Source organism: Bradyrhizobium sp. SZCCHNR1015 (assembly GCF_032489875.1).
Classification (GTDB): domain Bacteria; phylum Pseudomonadota; class Alphaproteobacteria; order Rhizobiales; family Xanthobacteraceae; genus Bradyrhizobium.
Window position 1 is genome coordinate 261338 of record NZ_JAUEYW010000008.1, and the last position, 16888, is coordinate 278225.

A 16888-nucleotide genomic window follows, 5' to 3' on the forward strand; every position below is an offset into this window, starting at 1 on the left:
GAGCGAGGCCTCGCCGCTGACATAGCCGACCAACTGACGGCCGCTGCCGAGTTCCTGCGCGACGACGACGCTGTCGCGCGCGCCCGGCTGCTCCCGCAGCCGCGCCTCGATCTCGCCCAGCTCGATCCGATGCCCGCGGATCTTCACCTGATGATCGGCGCGGCCGACATAGTCGAGCTCGCCATCGGCCCGCCAGCGCACGAGGTCACCCGTCCGGTACAGTCGCGCGCCGTCGTCGCCGAACGGATCCGGAATGAAACGCTCGGCACTCAGCGCCGCGCGTTTCCAATAGCCGCGCGCGAGTCCGTCACCGCCGATGAAGAGCTCGCCGGTGACGCCGACCGGCGCGAGGTTGAGCTCGCCGTCGAGCACGTACAGCGCGGTGTTGCCGATCGGGCAGCCGAGCAGCGGCACCGGATTCGCGCCATCGAGGCGGTGGCGCGCCGACCACACCGTGGTCTCGGTCGGCCCATACAGATTCCAGACCTCGCTGCTCTCTGCGTTCAGCCGCCGCGCCAGGTCCGAGGCCAACGCCTCCCCGCCGCTCAGCACGCGGCAGCCTTTCGGCAGCCATGGATCAGGGTTGGCCGCGTCGTGATCGAGCAGCATGCGCCAGCTCGATGGGGTCGCCTGGATCATGGTCACGCCGTGCCGTGCGACCATCGCCTTGAGGGCCTCGGGATCATGGGCCGCGGCACGGTCGGCGAGCACGACCTGGGCGCCATGGGTGAGTGGCAACCACAGCTCCAGAACGGCGATGTCGAAGGACAACGAGGTCAGCGCGAGCACGCGGTCGCCGACCGCGATGCCCGGCTGTTCGGCCATCGTCGCCAGGAAGTTCGTCAGCGCGGCGTGGCGCACCATCACGCCCTTGGGCAGCCCGGTCGAGCCGGAGGTGTAGATGACGTAAGCAAGGCTCTCCGCATGCACGTCGACGGAAAGATTGTCGGTCTGGCCAAGGCCATCGCCAGCCGCGACCTCGAGCAGCCATGCCTCGGCCTCGCTCCGGGCCAGCACCGGCGCGAACCGGTCGTAAAGCGTGGCCTCTGTCAGCAGCAGCTTGGCACCGCTATCGTTCAGCATGTGCGCGAGCCGCTCGGCCGGATAGTCCGGATCGAGCGGCAGATAGGCCGCGCCCGCCTTGAGCACCGCGAGCAGCGCCACCATCATCGTGACGCCGCGTTCCAGCGCCAGCCCGACCACCATATCCGGCCCGACGCCACGATCCCGCAGCCGCCGCGCCAGCCGGTTCGCCCGCGCATTCAGCGCACCATAGCTGATCGTCTCCTGTCCATGCACCAGCGCGACCGCATCGGGTGTTCGCGCCGCATGCGCCTCGAACTGCCGATACACGCAGGGCTTATTCGCAGCGTTGGTCGCCGTCGCATTCCAGGCCTGCAGCAGCCGCGCGCGATCATCATCCGGAATGACGTCGATCCGGCGCACCGGCGTGTGCGGCGCCGTCTCCAGTGCCAGCGCCAGCTGGTCGAGCGACTGCTGCATCATCGCGCCGACGCGCTCGGGCGCAATCGGCGCCACGGCCTGGACCGTCAGGTGGAGCCCGTGGCCGTCGTCGTCCACCGCCAGCATCAGCGGATAGTTGGTGCGCTCCTCGCCCCCGAGCCATTCGACCCCATCCAAGAGCCGCGCGTTTGTCCGCGCATCCTGCCGCCGGCCGTGCCGATAGTTCAGGATCGCGGAGAACAGCGGCGTCGGCGGCGCGACGCCGCTGCAGCGCTGCGCCATCGCCAGCGAGGCATGCTCATGCACCATCAGCTGCGCCAGCCGCGCATGCGCCGCGCCGACGCTGTCTTCCACCGACGTGCCGTCGAGATCGAGCCGCAACGGCAGCGTGTTGATGAACAGGCCCAGGCTGCGGCCGGTATCGTGACCGGCCTGCATGCGGCCGAGCAGCACGGTGCCGAACACGACCTGCTCGCGCCCGCTGCTGCGCGCCAGCACCTGCCCCCAGGCGACATGACAGAGGCTGGCGAGGCTCGCGCCAAGGCGCCGCGCCTGTGCACGCAGCCGCGCGTCGAGCGCGGCCGGCAGGGGCAGCCTTGCCTCGCGCACGCCGTCGCCGTCGCTGCGCACCTCCATCAATCCGAACGGTGCCGTGGGCGCATCGATGTCGGCGAGCATGCCGCGGAAGAAACGCTGCTGCGCATCCTGCCCGGCGGGCTTGCGCGTTTCGGCGACAAGATTGCGGAATGGAATCGGCGGAGGCAGATCAGCGCGGCGCCCCGACAGAATCAGCTGCACCTCCTCATGCAACGCCTGCAGCGTGGTATGGTCGCCGACCATGTGATGCAGCAGGACCAGCAGCAGCAGGCGATCATTTTCCTCGTCACGGGCGACGATCAGACGCAGCAACGGCGCCTGAATCAGATCGAGCCGACAGGATCTCGGATCGAAGCGGCGGGCCAGCTCGACCTGAGCCGGCGCGTGACCTTCGAGCGCGACTTCGGTGACGCTCAGCGGTGCGTGGCGCCAGACCACCTGCGCCGGAACCGACAACCCATCCCAGAGGAACGACGTCCGCAGCACGTCGTGCCGGTCGATCACGTCCTGAACCGCGGCGAGATAACGATCCAGCAGATCGCGGCCCGCGAATGCCATCTGTGCGACCAGCACGTAAGGATCGCCCTCGGTCGCCAGCAGATGATGGAACAGGATGCCTTCCTGCAACGGCGACAGCGCGTAGATGTCCTGGACGTTGGCGACGCCGCCCGGCACCTGGGCGACCACGCGGTCGATCTCGGGCTGGCTCAGCGCGATCAGCGGCAGCATGTCCGGCGTGATGGCCGCGCTCTCCGGCGTGATCAGGTTGGCGGGGATCGCAATCTCCTCGCCGGGCCGCAGGCTGGCCGCGAGATCGCGCAGCACCGGCCTGGCGAACACCATGTGCGCATCGACCGTCAGTGCATGGCGCTTCAGCCGGTCCAGCATGCGGACGACGAGCAGCGAATGGCCGCCGAGCTCGAAGAAATGATCGTTGCGGCCGACGCGCTCGATGCCCAGCAGCTCGCGCCAGATGGCCGCGAGGGCCTGTTCGATTTCGCCCCGAGGTGGATCATAGGCGCCGCGGCCGAACGCTTCGTCGTCCGGCGCCGGCAGCGCCTGCCGATCGACCTTGCCGTTGGGTGTCAGCGGAAACGCATCGAGGCGGACGATCGCCGAGGGAACCATGTAATCCGGCAGGCACGCCTGCAATTGCCCGCGCAGCTGCGCGGCCCATGCGGCGGCGTCATCGGTGTCGTCTGCCGGCACCACATAGGCGACGAGCCTGAGATCGCCCTGCGCATCGCGCCGCGCCAGCACCGCCGAGTCCCGCACGGCGGCTTGCGCATTCAGCCGATGCTCGATCTCACCGAGCTCGATACGGAAGCCGCGGATCTTCACCTGATGGTCGTTGCGGCCAAGAAATTCGATATTGCCGTCGGCCAGATGGCGGCCGAGGTCACCGGTTCGATACATCCGCGCGTCGGCCGACAGCCCGAAGGGATCGGCAGCAAAGCGCTGCGCCGACAGATCCGGACGGTTGAGATAGCCGCGCGCAACCCCTGCCCCGCCGATCCAGATCTCACCCACGGCACCGCGCGGCACCGGCATGCCCTGGGCGTCGAGCAGATAGATGCGCGCATTGGCGATCGGGCGCCCGATCGGGACGATACCGCCGGCAAAGCCGGCTGGACGACGCCACGCGGTGGCGCAGACGGTCGCTTCCGTCGGGCCGTAGGCGTTGAAGACCGCAATCTCCGACGGCAAAACCTCGAACAGCTCCGACTTCGGCAACTCGCCGGCAAGAACCAGCACCTCGAGCCCGGAGAGCCGCGCGAGGTCCGAGCGGCCCTGCAGCATCGCGGGCGGCAGGGTGGCGTGGGTGATGCGATGGTCGGCGAGATAGTTCAACAGCTCGGCTGCGTCGCGATGCTCGCGGCTTCCGAGCAGATGCAGCTCGGCGCCGGCGCAGAGCGCCATGACGATGTCCCACACGCTTGCGTCGAAACTGAAGGAGGCGAACTGCGCGACCCGGCTGTCCGGACCGGTGTCGAACAGCCCGATCTGGGCCTGCGCGAGATTGACCAGGCCATGGTGCTCGATCATCACCCCCTTCGGCCGCCCGGTGGAGCCCGAGGTGTAGATGACATAAGCGAGATTGCGCGGCGTCACGCCGCGGGCATCAACATCCGGCGCGCTGTCCGGCAGCCCGCTCCAGGCCGGTGCATCGCTTTCCACATCGACCACGGGGCATGCCACGTCGCCGAGCGCACCGGCGCTCTCGCGGTCACGGAGCAGCAGCATCGGCTGGGCATCGGCCACGATCTCGCGCAGCCGTTGCGGCGGATAGGTCGGATCCAGCGGCAGATAGGCGGCGCCGGCTTTGAGGACCGCGAGCACGCTGACGATCGTATCGACGCCGCGCTGCTGGCAGATCGCGATCAGCCGGTCCGGACCGGCGCCCAGCGCGACGAGGTGATGCGCGAGGCGATTGGCGCGCAGCTCGAGCTCCCGATAGGTCAGTCTGACCTCGTCATGGACCAGCGCCACCGCTGACGGCCGGCGGCGTGCCTGCTCGGCAATGAGATCCTGGATGCAGCAGTCGGCCGGCGTGAACGATCGGGTGCAATTCCAGCTGTCCAGCAGCAGCGCACGTTCCTCGGCCGGTAGCAGCTCGATGCGGTCGACCGGCTGGCTGGTGTCAGCGACCATGGCGCGCAGCGTAGCCAGCAGATAGCCGCGATAGCGCCGCACGGTCTCGGCGTCGAACAGCGCCGTCGCGTAGTTGATCTTGCCGGAGATGCGGCCACGGCTCTCACTGAGATCGAGCTCGAGATCGAACTTGACCTTGTGCTGCTCGGTCGCAAGGCGCTCGACCGCCAGGCCGGGCAGCGCCAATGAGCCGATATCATGGCTCTGCCATGCGAACACCACCTGGAACACGGGCGTGTATTCCGGATGCCGCGGCGGCTGGAGCGCCTCGACAAGATGCTCGAATGGCAGGTCCTGATGATCCTGCGCCGCAAGAACGGCCGTCTTCACTCGCTCGATCAGCTCGACCACAGCAGGATCATCCGAGAGGTCGAGCCGCAGCGCCAGCATGTTGACGAAGAAGCCGGCCAGGCCTTCGAGCTCCGAACGCATCCGATTGGCCGTCGGCGTGCCGATGACGAGATCCTGCTGGCCGGCCAGCCGCGACAGCACGATCGCCCAGGCCGCCAGCACGATGACGAACGGGGTGGCGCCGAGCGCGACGCTCAATTGCCTGATATCGGCCGAAAGACCGTCGTCGATCTCGACAGGCACCGCTGCGCCAGCGTCGGATCGCGGCGTGGGACGCGGACGGTCCGTCGGCAATGCCAGCACGGATGGCGCGCCCTGCAGCACGGCGGTCCAATGATCGAGCTGCCGCTGCAACCGATCTGCCGTGAGCGCATGGCGCTGCCATGCTGCATAGTCCGGATACTGAATCGCCAGCGGCGGCAACGGATCGTCGCCGCCTGCGGCGAAGGCGCCATACAGCGCCGAGAGCTCGCGAACGATGACGCCCATCGACCATCCGTCGGAGATGATGTGGTGCTGGCTGAGCAGAAAGACGTGATCATCATCGCCGAGACTGATCAGGTGGCCGCGGATCAACGGACCCCGAGCGAGATCGAACGGCGCGCGCGTCCACGCATTCAGCAGGTCGGCCAGCCGCGTCTCGCGGTCCGGCCGGCTGCGAAGATCGTGCATCTCCAGCGGCAGGCCGGTATCCGGCGGCAACAGCATGGCTCGCGGCTCGCCCTGCTCGGCAACGAAGACCGTCCGCAGCGCCTCGTGGCGGGAGAACAGCCGATCGAGGCTGCGGCGCCATGCGCCGATGTCGAGCCGGCCCCGCAGCCGCAGCGCGACGTCGATGTGATAGTTCGTGCCTCCGCCCTCGAGCTGTGCCAGCAGCCAGAGCTGCTGCTGCGCGAAGGAGAGCGGTAGCCGACCCCCGCGATCGATGCTTGGGATGGTGTTGACGTCGCGTCTGCCGGCGTTGCGGCCGCGCTGCCGTGCGCGCGAAGCCAGCTGGCGCAATGCGTCCGGATCGAGGTCGCGCAGTCGAGGCTGTCCTGATTGTCCGCTCATGATAGCTCCGCCGTCATCAGGTCCTCGAGCTCACCTTCGGCGAACTCCTGCTCGATCAGCCTGATCGAGAGGACGCGCGCGAGCTCCGCCAATTCGGGATGAGCGAACAGCTCGGACAATGGCATCGACGTGCCGAACTCCTGCGCGACGCGGCTGAGCAGCCGTACCGCCAGCAGAGAGTGGCCGCCGAGCTTGAAGAAGTGATCCGCCCGCCCGACACGGTCGAGACCGAGCAGCTCCGCCCAGATGCCGGCCAGCGTGCTCTCGATCTCGCCGACCGGAGCCTGATGGTCGTCCCGCGCCTCGCCTTGCGACATCGTCGGCAGCGCCTTGCGGTCGATCTTGCCGTTCGGCGTCAGCGGCAGCCGCGGCAGCACGACGACGCGCAACGGCACCATGTAGTCCGGCAGCACGGCCGCGAGCGCCGCGCGAAGCTCGCCGCCATCCAGCATGCTCTCGCTGCTGACATAGCCGACCAGGGTCCTGCCGCCGCCGAACTCCTGCGCGACCACGACGCTGTCGCGGACGCCGGGCAGCGCGCGCAGCCGCGCCTCGATCTCGCCGAGCTCGATGCGATGTCCGCGTATCTTCACCTGGTGATCGGCGCGGCCGACATAGTCGAGCGCGCCATCGGCACGCCAGCGCGCCAGATCGCCGGTCCGGTACAGCCGCGCACCGGGGCGGCCGAACGGATCCGGAATGAAGCGCTCCGCGCTGAGCCCGGCGCGCCTCCAATAACCGCGGGCCAATCCCTCGCCGCCGATGAACAGCTCGCCGGCCACCCCGGGCGGCAGCAGATTGAGATTGGCGTCCAGCACGTAAAGCGTGGTGTTGCCGATCGGACCGCCGAGCACCGGCGTTGGATCATCGGAGTCCAGCCGGTGACGCGCGGACCACACCGTGGTCTCGGTCGGCCCATACAGGTTCCACACCTCGCCGCTCAGCGCGACGAGCCGCCGCGCCAGATCGGGAGCCAGCGCCTCGCCGCCGCTGAGCGCGCGACAGCCAGGCGGCAGCCTCGCGGCCCCGTCATGATCGAGCAGCATGCGCCAGCTCGACGGCGTCGCCTGGATCAAGGTCACGCCGTGCCTGGCCACGATCGCCTTCAGCGCCGCCGGATCCTGCGCCGACGCCCGGTCGGCCAGCACGATGCGTGCGCCCCGTGTCAGCGGCAGCCACAGCTCCAGCACCGCGATGTCGAACGACAACGAGGTCAGGGCCAGCACGCGGTCGTCGGACGTGATCCCCGGCTGCTCGGCCATGGTCGCCAGGAAGTTCGTCAATGCGCCGTGGCGTACCATCACGCCCTTGGGCAAGCCCGTCGAGCCCGAGGTATAGATGACGTAGGCAAGGCTCTCAGGATGAATGGAAAGGTCGAGATTGTCGGTGTCGCCGCCCTCGTCGGCACGATCCAGCAGCCAGGCCTCCACTCCGCCGTCGGCCAGCGCGCGCGTGAACCGATCCTGTAGCGGGGCCTGCGTCAGCAGCAAGTTCGCGCCGCTATCACGGAGCATGTGGGCGAGGCGCTCGGCGGGATAGTCCGGATCGAGCGGCAGGTAGGCGGCGCCGGCCTTCAGCACGGCGAGCAGCGCCACGATCATCTCGGCGTCGCGCTCCAGCGCCAGTCCGACCAGGACATCGGCGCCGATCCCGCGCGCGCGCAGTCGCCGCGCCAGCCGGTTGGCGCGTGCGTTCAACTCGCCGTAGCTGATCCGGCGGTCGCCGCTGACGATCGCAACCGCGTCCGGGATGGCCTTCGCGCGCGTCTCGATCTGCGCCACAAGGCCGGGCACCAAATCGCTGAACGGCGGCCGGCATGAGGTCTCGCCGACCGCTGCTCCGCTCCAGCGCAGGACGCACGCCAGTGTCTCACCGTCGACCATTCGAAGGCTGCCGACCGGACGGGTGGCATCCGCCGATATCTGCGTCAGCCAGTCCCGCAACGACGCGCTCACCTGGCGGACCGCATGGTCGTCCAATTGCGCGCGATCGTAGTTGAAGTCGAGGCGCAGCCCCTCCGGTCCGTCGAACACGATGACCGCGATCGGATAGCTGGTCGGCGTCACGTGGTCGACCCGCCCGATCTGCGGCCCGGCCCGGTCGCGCGCGGTGAGCGTCCGATCGATCGGATAGTTCTCGAACACCATCAGGCTGTCGAACAGTGGCTGCCCGGCCCTGTCGGCCAGGCGCTGGATCTCGTGCAGCGGCAGCCACTCATAGTCGCGCGCCGCGACGCTCTGCGCCTGCAGCGCGCGCAGCCAGTCGCCAGTCGCGGTGTGCGGATGCGCGCGGTCGATCAGCGGCAGCGTGTTGATGAAGAGGCCGACCATGTGCTCGGCGCCGGCCAGCTCGGCCGGACGGCCCGAGACCGTGACGCCAAAGCAGACCGCGCTTTGCCCGGTATACTGCCGCAGCGATCGCGCCCAGGTCCCCTGCAGCAGCGTGTTCATCGTGATGCGCTGCTGTGTCGCGAACCGCCGCAGGCGAGCCGCGAGATCGCCGTCCACGCGCAAAGTCAGCCGGCCATGGCCGCTCGCAGCGTCGATCGCGCGGCTGGCGCGCAAGGCATCGGCCAGCGGCATGGGCTGATCGAAGCCGCGCAAGGTCTCGCGCCAGAAATCAGCGGCTGCCGCCTGGTCGCGCGTCTGCAGCCAGGCGATGTAGTCGCGATAGCTGTTGTGTGCCGCCGAAGCGGCGTCGCCACCGATCTGCTGAAGGACGTCGGCAAGCAGCCGCGCCGAGCTCCAGCCGTCAAGCACAATGTGATGATGCGTCCAGATCAGCCGCAGCCTGTCATCACCGAGCCGGACCAGCCGCAGCCGCTGCAGCGGCGGCCGCGTGATGTCGAAGCCAGGCTCGCGCTCGTGCACCGCCGCCTCCGCGAGCGCCGCATCGATCTCCGCCGCGGCGGCGCCATCAGCGATACGGCCACGCCAATCCTCCTCGACGACGGGAACGTCGAGCTGGCGGTACACGATCTGCTGGGCCGCGCCGGACAATTGCTGCCAGACAAACCCCGTCCGCAGCGCCGCATGCCGCGCGCTCGCCGCCTGCCATGCCGCACGCACCTGCGACGGCGTCACCCCGCGGAGCTCGATCGAGAGCTGGTTGACATAGACGTCATCAGCGCCATCGCGCAGCGCATGGAACAGCAAGCCCTGCTGCATCGGCGACAGCGGATAGATGTCCTCGACGGAGCGACTGTCGATCGTCGCGCAGAGCCTGTCCAACGCCGCCTGATCGAGCCCCGCGAGCGGAACGTCGGACGGGGTGAGACCGCCTGCAGCGCAGAGGCAGTGATCGACGAGACCTTGCAGCGCCGCGCGATAGAGCTCCGCGAGCCGTTCGACGGTGGCCCGCCGATAGCGCCGGCGGCCATAGCGGAAGCCGAGACGCAGCTGCCCGTCGCGCACCTCGCCATTGATGGTGAGCCAGGCCCGCAACGGCGTGTCTGCGGCCCGCATCGGTCCCGGATTCTCCGGCGCGATCCGGTACGGCGCCGACGCGCCGAGCTGCCCATCGAAGCGGCCGAGATAGTTGAAGACGATGCGCGGGCTTGGCGTCTGCGATAGCGCCTCACGCTGCTCCTTCGCGCCGAGATAGCGCAGGACGCCATAGCCGAGCCCGCGGTCGGGCACGGCGCGCAAGCTCTCCTTGACGCGGGCGATGAGCGCACGGTCGGTCTCGCTGCCGCCGTCGAGACAGACCGGAAATGCGGTGGTGAACCAGCCCACCGTCCGCGTGAGATCGACGTCCGCAAAGACATCCTCGCGGCCGTGGCCCTCGAGCTCGATCGCGACGCCATCGATCCCGCTCCAATTCCAGAGCGCGCGCGCCAGCGCGGCCAGCAGCAGGTCGTTGACCTGCGTGCGATAGGCCGCAGGCGCGGCATCGAGCAGCTGTTCGGTCAGCTCCGCCTCGACGTTGAGCACGACCTCCTCGGCCTCGGCCTCGACATCGGCGCCGCCATGATCGTCGTCACAGGGCAGCGCGCGGCCGCGCGAGGACGCCAGCCAGAAGGCCATCTCGCCAGCCAGCCGATCGGACGCCGCATGCGCGCGCAGCCGCTGCGCCCATGACGACGGTGCGGAGCTCGTGGACGGCAGGGTGACGGCGGCCGCCTGCCCTGCCAGCTGCTCATAGGCCATCGTGATGTCTTCGAGCAGGATCCGCCATGACACGCCGTCGACGGCGAGGTGATGAATCGCGATCAGCAGCCGCTGGCTGCCGTCGGCCATGTCGAACCCGACCGCGCGCAGCAGCGATCCCGCCGCCAATGACAGGCTCGCCTGCGCCGCCGCCGCGATCGCACCGATGTCGGCCGGCTCGACAGCCGTGCGGATCCAAAGCAGCTCAGCCTCGGCAGGCAGGTCGACCGGCGCCGCCTGCCATTCGCCCGCGACCTGACGATATGTCACGCGAAGCGCGTCGTGATGCCTCACGATGGCGGCGAGTGCCCGCTGCAACACGCTCCAGTCGATCCGGTCCCGCGGGATCAGAAGCGCCGCCTGGTTGAAGTTATCGCGGTTCGGAATGTCGTCGGCAAAGAAGCGCAACTGGATCGGCAGCAGCTCCGCAGCGCAGGCGTTCATTGCGTTGCGTGCTGCTGCCGGCGGCGTCATGGCCGGTGCGGAGGTGGTCGCAACCACACCGGCCAGCGCCGCTATCGTCTGCTGCGCGAACATCTGCTTCGGCGTCAGCCTGACGCCGCGCTTGCGCAGCCGCGCGATGATCTGGAGGCTCAGAATGGAGTCGCCGCCGAGCTCGAAGAAATTGTCATTGCGGCCGATCCGCTCGCGGCCGAGCACGTCCTGCCAGACCTCCGCGATCGCCTGCTCCACCGCGCCGACAGGGGCGGCATAGGACAGCACGACGTCCTCGTCCGGCTGCGGCAGCGCCGCGCGGTCGAGCTTGCCGTTGGCGGTCAGCGGCAGCCGCTCGAGCACGACGAAGCGCGAGGGCACCATGTAGTCCGGCAGCATCGCCGAGAGCTGGTGCCGCAGCGCCTCCGGCTGCAACACGACGTTTGTCGCGGCAACACAATAGGCCACGAGCTCCTGGCGTTCCCGCTCCGCGTCGACGGCGCGGACCACGACGGCGGCATCGGCGACGCCATTCAACGAGCAGACGGCGCGGCCGATCTCGGCGGGCTCGACGCGGTAGCCGCGCAGCTTCACCTGATCGTCGCGCCGGCCCACGAACACGACCCGACCCGCCTGATCACAGCGCACCAAATCGCCGGCGCGGTAGAGGCGTTCGCCTGAGACTCCGAACGGATCGGGGACGAAGCGCTCGGCCGTCTGTCCAGGCGCGCCGCGATAGCCGCGCGCCAGCCCGGCGCCACCGATGTAGAGCTCACCAGCGACCCCGGCCGGCACGATATTCAACGCATCGTCGAGAACGTAGGCGCGCAGGTTCGCAAGCGGCAATCCGACCGGCACCACACCTTCGGCGTCGGCGTCCGTCCACTCATGGGTTATCACGCCGACCGTCGTCTCGGTCGGGCCGTAGTGATTGACGATCCGGCAGTGCGGCCGCAGCCGACGGACCTCTGCAATCAGGCCGGGATCGCAGGCCTCGCCGCCGAGGATCAGCACGTCGCGTGGCAGGATGTCGGCCGAGCGCCGCGCCCGCAACAGGCCGCGCAGATGGCTCGGCACGATCTTGAGGACGCCGATCTCGCCATCGCGCATCGCTTGCGCAAACGCATCCGCATCGAACGCAGCATCGGCCGGCAGCAGGTTCAAGGTCACACCGCTCGCGAGCGCGCCGAACAGCACGGTGTGGCCGAGATCGGCGGCGACCGTCGAGACCATCGCCATGCCGCCGCCGGCAGGCGGCTGCAGCCGAGACAGCATCGCCTGCACGTAGTTGGCGAGCGCGCCGCGCGAGACGGCGACCCCCTTGGGCGTGCCGGTCGAGCCTGAGGTGTAGATGATGTAGGCGGTCTGCGCCGGATGCGGCCGCGGGGCCTCGAACGCAGACGCGTCGCCGCGCTCAGCGCCGTCGAGCGTACGACACGCCAGCGCCCTCGCCGCGGCCAGATGCTCGCCGGTCGCGATCAGCGTGCCGATGCCACCGTCGCGAAGGATGCGCGCGACGCGCGCCACCGGCCACGCCGGATCGAGCGGCACGACGGCGCCGCCCGCCTTGAGGATGCCGAGCAGCGCCGCGACGAAGGCCGGCGACCGCTCGATCCACAACGCCACCGGCGTCTCGCGCGTGACGCCGGCCGCGACGAGCGCGCCCGCGATGTGGTCCGACCAGCGCGCCAGTCCGGCTGCGCTGACAGTGTCCTGTCCCTGACGCAGCGCGACCCGGTCGTCGCGGCCCGCAAACGCAGTGCCGATCAGATCGAGGATATCCGTCGCGGGGAAGCTCTTCGCCTCCGCTGCGACGGTCTGCCTGACGTCCCGCGCGATCGCGAAGTCGCGCAGCGGCCGGTCGGGACCGGCCGCGATCTGCCGCAGAAAATCGACGAGCTGGCCGCCGATCCGCTCGACCGTGGCAGCATCGAACAGATCCGTCGCAAAATTCAGGCTCGCATCCATGCCCGCCGGGCCGTCGACGATATCGAGCGCGAGATCGAAATGCGAGCCGGCGAGATCGACGATGCGCGTCTCGGCGCGCAGGCCGTCGCCGAGCGCAAGTCCGGCCGGCGCGGCCATGTAGTTGAACTTGACCTGGAACAGCGGATTGTGGCCGCCGGAGCGGGCCGGCTTGAGCGCATCGACGAGACGGTCGAACGGCAGATCCTGATGCGCGAGCCCGGTGATGACCTCCTCTTTCGCCTGCGCCAGCAGTTCGGCGAAGCTCATGCCGTCGGCCACGTCGGCCCGCAACACCAGCGTATTGACGAAGCAGCCGATCAACGATGCCAGCTCGGCCTGCCGGCGTCCGGCGACGGGCACGCCGACGCGCAGGTCGGAGCGGCCGGAGTAGCGGAACAGCAGCAACTGATAGGCGGCGAGCAAAAGCATGAACATGCTGACGCGATGCTCCCTGGCGAGCGCGCGCAGCTTCAGCGCCAGATCGGGCGGGATCGCGAGGTGGATGGTGTCGCCGCGATAGCTCGGCACCGCCGGTCGCGGCCGGTCGAACGGCAAGGCGAGCGGCGTATCCGCATCGCCGAGCCGCCCGCGCCAATAGGCGAGCTGCTGCGCGGCCTCGGGGCCGGCGAGCCACTCCCGCTGCCAGGCGGCGTAGTCGGCATATTGGATGGCGGATGGCGGCGGCAGCGCGACTGCTCCGCGCCGGAGCCCGTCATAAAGCGTGGCGATCTCAGCCAGCAGCACGTCGAGCGAGAGGCCATCGGCGACGATGTGATGCGCCGACAAAAGCAGTTCGTGGCGATCGTCCGCGAGCTGCATCAGCACCGCGCGCAGCAGCGGGCCATCGACGAGATCGAACGGCCGCGCCAGCTCCTCGCGTGTCCGCGCCGCGGCCCGCGACGCGCGCTCCGCTGCCGGCCTGCGCCGTAGATCCTCGACCGCGACGGGAATCTCGGTTGCCGCATGGATCACCTGCACGACACGACCGTCCGGCGCGGCAAAGCTGGTGCGCAGCGTCTCGTGCCGCGCAATGATCTCGGTCAGCGCCTGCACCAGCAGCGCCTGATCGAGCGCGCCGTCGAAGCGGAGCGTGCAGGCGATGGTGTAGGCCGTGCTGGCCGGGTCCATGCTCCAGAGGAACCACAGCCGCTCCTGCGCGGGCGACAGCAGTTCGCGCACGCCCGCCGGGGCCGGCTGCAGCGGCGCCAGCGCTCTTGCATCGGTGCCGGCCGCATCGACCAGCGCCGCAAGCGCTGCGAGCGTCGGCGCATCGAAGAAGCTGCGCAGCGCGAGCTCGATTCCGAACTGCTCGCGCACCATCGCCGCGACCTGGGCGGCTGCGACCGAATTGCCGCCGAGCATGAAGAAGTCGTCGCCGCAGCCGACGGCCGTGACCCGGAGCACATCCCGCCAGATCAGCGCAAGACGGCGTTCGGTTTCCGTTGCAAGCTCCGAGGACGGCGACCGGTCCGCCGCCTCACGCCGCCGCTCGAACACCCTAAAACTGTCGAGCGTGCCGTGCGCCCACCCGGCGCGGCAGGCGGAGCGCTGCAGCTTGCCGCTGGTGGTCAACGGCATGCCCTGCGGGTTCAGCAGCACGACCACCGCCGGATAATCTTGCGTCTGCCGCATGACCGCATCGCCGATCGCCTTGATCAGCACATCGGCCGGCGTCCGCCGCAGCACCGCCCTGCTGAACTCGGCCGCCACGCCGATGCCTTCGGCGCCATCGATCTCGACCGGGAAGGCCGCGACGCGCCCCTTCCGGACCGAGGCCACGTCGGACTCGACAGCCTGCTCCAGGTCGAATGGATAGATGTTCTGGCCGCGAACGATCAGCAGATCCTTGAGCCTCCCGGTGACGACGAGCTCGCCGTCACGGACGAATCCGAGGTCGCCGGTCCGCAGCCAGCGCGCGCCGTCACGCGCGACGAAGGTCTGCCGCGTCGCCTCCGGATTGTTCCAATAGCCCTGCGCGACGCTCGGACCCGCGACCCAGATCTCTCCGACTTCGTTCGCCTCGGCCTGGGCGGACGCATCGGTTCTCATGATGCGGACGGCGTGACCGTCGGCCACGGTGCCGCAGACCATCAGGTCCGTCCCTGCGTCGGTATCGGCAACACGGCCGCCGGCGAGTGCTGCGGAATCGAGCGTATGACAAGCCGCCAGGCTCGCGCTGTCGCCTGCGGTCACCAGCAAGGTCGCCTCGGCAAGGCCGTAGCAAGGCGTCAGAACGCGAGGATCGAGGCCCGCAGGCCGGAAGCGCGCGGCAAAGCGATCCAGCGTCGCGCGCCGCACGAACTCCGAGCCGGAGAACGCGAAGCGCCAGCGGCTAAGGTCCAGGTGCGCGATCGCCGCATCCGAGATCCGGTCCGCGCAGAGCGCGAATGCGAAGTCCGGCCCGCCGCTGCAGGTGCCGCCGTGGCGATCGATGGCCTCGAGCCATCGCCGCGGCTGCTCGAGGAAATTGCGCGGCGTCATCAGCACCGCGGTGAAACCCGTGAACAGCGGATTGAGCAATCCGCCCATCAATCCCATGTCGTGATAGAGCGGCAGCCAGCTGACGAACACGTCATCCCGGGTGCCGCCGAGCACCGCCTCGATCGCAATCTCATTGGCGACGAGGTTTCGGTGGGTGACGCAGACGCCCTTCGGCTGCGATGTCGAACCCGACGTATATTGGAGGAACGCGATCGCATCGCCGTTCAGCTCCGTCTCGCGCCAGGAGACGGCCGCGCCGACCGGCACCTCGTCGACGGCAACGACATCGGCCCGGATCTGGCCCACACAGGCCGTGACGGCGTCGCGAAGCCGCGCCTGGGTAAGAATGAGCCGCGGCGCGGCGTCGCGCAGGACGCCGTCGAGACGGCTCGCGTAGCGCTCCCTGCCGGTCTCCGGCGGATAGGCCGGCACGGCGATGACCCCGGCATAGAGGCAGGCGTAGAACGCGACTGCATAGTCCGGCCCGTTCGGCAGCAGGATCACGGCCCGCTCGCCGGCTCGCGCGCGCTCCCGCAGATGCGCGGCAAGGGCACGGATGCGCCGGTCCAGCGCCGCGAATGACAGCTCGTCGACGACGTCGTCGCCTTCGATGAAGCGCAGCGCCGGATGATCGGCACGCGAGGCGGCATGCTCACGGAGTCGTTCGACGAGGGTCTGTGGCGGCATCTTGCGAAGGTCCGATCGCGGCTGGTGCTCGATTGCGCGGATTCAGTTCACGCGATGGGCTTGCGCCATCGCGACGATCACCCTGCGCGGCCCCTTGAACGGCTCGCGCGCGTGCGCCGTCAGCATGTTGTCGAGCATGACGACGTCGCCGGTCTGCCACGGGAAGACGATCTTGTGCCGGTCGAGCACGCGGCGGACCGTGGCCAGCGTCTCATCCTCGATCGGCGCACCATCGCCGTAGAACGCATTGCGCGGCAGCTCGAGCGGATCGCCGACGATGTCGAGAAGACTCTCCCGAACCTCGGGCGCGAGGCTGGAGACGTGGAACAGATGCGCCTGATTGAACCACACCATGTCCCCGGTGACGGGATGCACCGCGGTCCCCTGGCAGACCTGCCGTGTCCGCAATTCGTCGCCATCCTTCCATTCGCAGGCGATGGCATGCGCGGCGCAATAGGCCTCGACCTCGGCCTTCGACTCCGTGCCGAACACCTGCCGCCAGTCGACGTCGAGACCGCTGCCATAGTTGCGGACATACATGACGCCGCGCTCGGCGAAACGGTTGCGGATCGCGGCAGGCATGTCGCGGTGGATGAGCCGGCCGTCGGCGACCGGCGTTTCGCCACCCTGCTGCGCCGCCTGCTCGCAATAGAACCAGATCTTCATCGGCCAGTCGCGCGTATAGGCCTGCTCGTTGTGCAGCGGGATGCTCTGGTGCGGCGGATATTCGGTCGATGTGTAGACGCCGGCGCTGACCTTCGATCGCGGCGTCGAGCCGAATTCGTAGGACAGCAGCGGATGGCCGAAGCTCGCGGCAAAGCTCCTGAACGCCTCGGCGCCATCGAGATGGAAGCCACGGAAGAGAATTCCGCCGCAGGCGTAGAGCTGACGCTCGATCATGTCGCGGACGTCGCTGACGGCCTCTATCAGCGGCTGCTGCTCGCGGCTGGCCCGCAGAAGGAACGGCAACGAATCTTGCTCTACTTTAGATTGTGTTGCGAACATGACCTCTCCCCGTCTCCCGTCGATTTCAGCATCAAAGTCTCATCACC

General features: G+C 69.0%; 3 protein-coding genes (1 of these 3 only partly in view). All 3 read right to left on the reverse strand.

Features of this window, described 5'->3' with window-relative positions:
* Tightly spaced (at most 42 nt apart), the 3 genes in view from QX128_RS16015 to QX128_RS16025 form a layout consistent with a single transcriptional unit that may run on beyond the window.
* Positions 1-6117 carry the 5' portion of a non-ribosomal peptide synthetase gene (locus QX128_RS16015; protein WP_316237914.1) on the reverse strand. It extends 462 nt beyond the left edge of the window, so 6117 of the gene's 6579 nt are visible here — the first part of the coding sequence; the start codon lies at positions 6115-6117; its stop codon lies beyond the left edge, outside the window.
* Positions 6114-15836 carry a non-ribosomal peptide synthetase gene (locus QX128_RS16020; protein WP_316237915.1) on the reverse strand — a complete coding sequence of 3241 codons (9723 nt, stop codon included), beginning with the start codon at positions 15834-15836 and terminating at the stop codon, positions 6114-6116. Before QX128_RS16020 ends, QX128_RS16015 begins: the two co-directional genes overlap by 4 nt.
* Before the next feature lie 42 nt (positions 15837-15878).
* Positions 15879-16805, reverse strand: a complete 927-nt coding sequence (locus QX128_RS16025; RefSeq protein ID WP_316216158.1) for a TauD/TfdA family dioxygenase — start codon at positions 16803-16805, stop codon at positions 15879-15881.
* Between the last annotated feature and the right edge of the window lie 83 nt (positions 16806-16888).

Coding starts and splice junctions, on each gene's coding strand:
- QX128_RS16020 (WP_316237915.1), bottom strand. CDS start 15,836: ATGCCGCCACAGACCCTCGTCGAACGACTCCGTGAGCATGCCGCCTCG.